The sequence below is a fragment of the Gordonia sp. NPDC057258 genome, assembly GCF_042668985.1.
GTDB classification, from domain to species: domain Bacteria; phylum Actinomycetota; class Actinomycetes; order Mycobacteriales; family Mycobacteriaceae; genus Gordonia; species Gordonia hongkongensis.
This window is the reverse complement of sequence record NZ_JBHUXZ010000089.1, coordinates 1-1,300: the sequence shown is the minus strand read 5'-3', so window position 1 is coordinate 1,300 and position 1,300 is coordinate 1. Positions and strand designations below refer to the sequence as shown.

The following is a 1,300-nucleotide window of genomic DNA, read 5'->3' as shown; positions in this document are numbered from 1 at the left end:
TGAGGTTCCCCTGAAAAAGTGGACACGGTTAGCTTGTTTGCTGACTTGTGTGTGATCTGATTTCGAAGTCGATAGGTGAGACCATCCCTAGCGAGCTATGCCTTCTGTCATGGTTGTAGAATCGGATGTAATTGTCAAGTCCGGCAGCAAGATTCGCGTAGCTGCCGTACGCGTGGCGCTTGTAGTTCTCGTGTTTGACCGTTGACCACAACGACTCGGCGCCGGCGTTGTCCCAGCAGATGCCGGTCGCGCCCATCGAGCGTTGCAAACCATGTCGACGGCACGCTGAAGCCATGTCGTAGCTGGTGTACTGACCGCCTCGGTCGCTGTGCAGAATGGTGCCGGCCACCGAACCGCCACGAGTGAGCACTGCAGCATCCACCGCGTCCTCGACGAGCTCGGTGCGCATGTGATCTGCCAGCGACCAGCCCAGCACTCGACGCGAGTGCTCGTCTCGGATCGCGCACAGGTAGGCGTCCCCTTCGCCGCAGGTCAGATAGGTGATATCGGAGGTCCAGACCAGGTTGATGCCGCCGCGATCGAAATCGCGGCCGACCCGGTCCGGCGGGAACGACGCGGCCGGATCGACCTGGGTGGTCCTGACCTTGAACGTGCGCGGACTGATGCCCTCGATGCCCATCTCGGCCATGATCTTGGCGACGGTGTTCTCCGAGACCGCCACCCCCTCAGCGTGCAGATCGGCGGTAATGCGCGGTGAACCGTAGATGCGTCGCGAGGCCTGCCAGTGCGCCAGAATCTTCACTTCCAGATCCCGGCGCCGCTGCTGTCGGGGCGTCAACTCGACACGATGTTGCCGATCTGCCCACGCGTAGAATCCGGACCGCGACACACCCAGGAGAGCAACAAGTTTCGTCACGTCGTGGTTGGCGCACTCCGCGGCGATGAGTTCGAAACGACTCACCGATGATGCTGCGCCGCAAAGTACGCCGATACTTTTTTCAGGAATGCGATATCACGGTCCTTCTCGGCGAGTTCGGCACGCAGCCTGGTCAGTTCTGAGCGTTCACTCGCCGACAGATCTTGGTCGGGCGGCACCTTGCGAACATCATCGGCGACGCCGTCTCGAAGCCGCTCAGCCCGAACCCATTTGCCCAGCAGATTCTCATGCACATTGAGTTCCCGAGCCACCTCGGTGATCGGCCGACCACCATCAATCACCCGACGAGCAGCCTGAGCCTTGTACTCCGGCGTAAACGACCGCCTCCTGGACATGTCGACATCCTTCCAGCAGGACCCCTGGCCCCACTATCTCGGTGTCCACTCAAACTGGGGAGGCTCA

General features: G+C 61.0%; 2 protein-coding genes. Both read right to left on the bottom strand.

The window, feature by feature from the left end; translation table 11 throughout:
* Positions 1 to 28 precede the first annotated feature (28 nt).
* A complete protein-coding gene (locus tag ACFUEJ_RS24225; protein WP_165630008.1) occupies positions 29 to 922 on the bottom strand; it encodes an IS3 family transposase in 894 nt (297 codons plus the stop codon).
* Positions 919 to 1,233, bottom strand: coding sequence for a transposase (locus ACFUEJ_RS24220; RefSeq protein WP_068969944.1), 315 nt, complete (start codon positions 1,231 to 1,233; stop codon positions 919 to 921). Before ACFUEJ_RS24220 ends, ACFUEJ_RS24225 begins: the two co-directional genes overlap by 4 nt.
* Positions 1,234 to 1,300 lie beyond the last annotated feature (67 nt).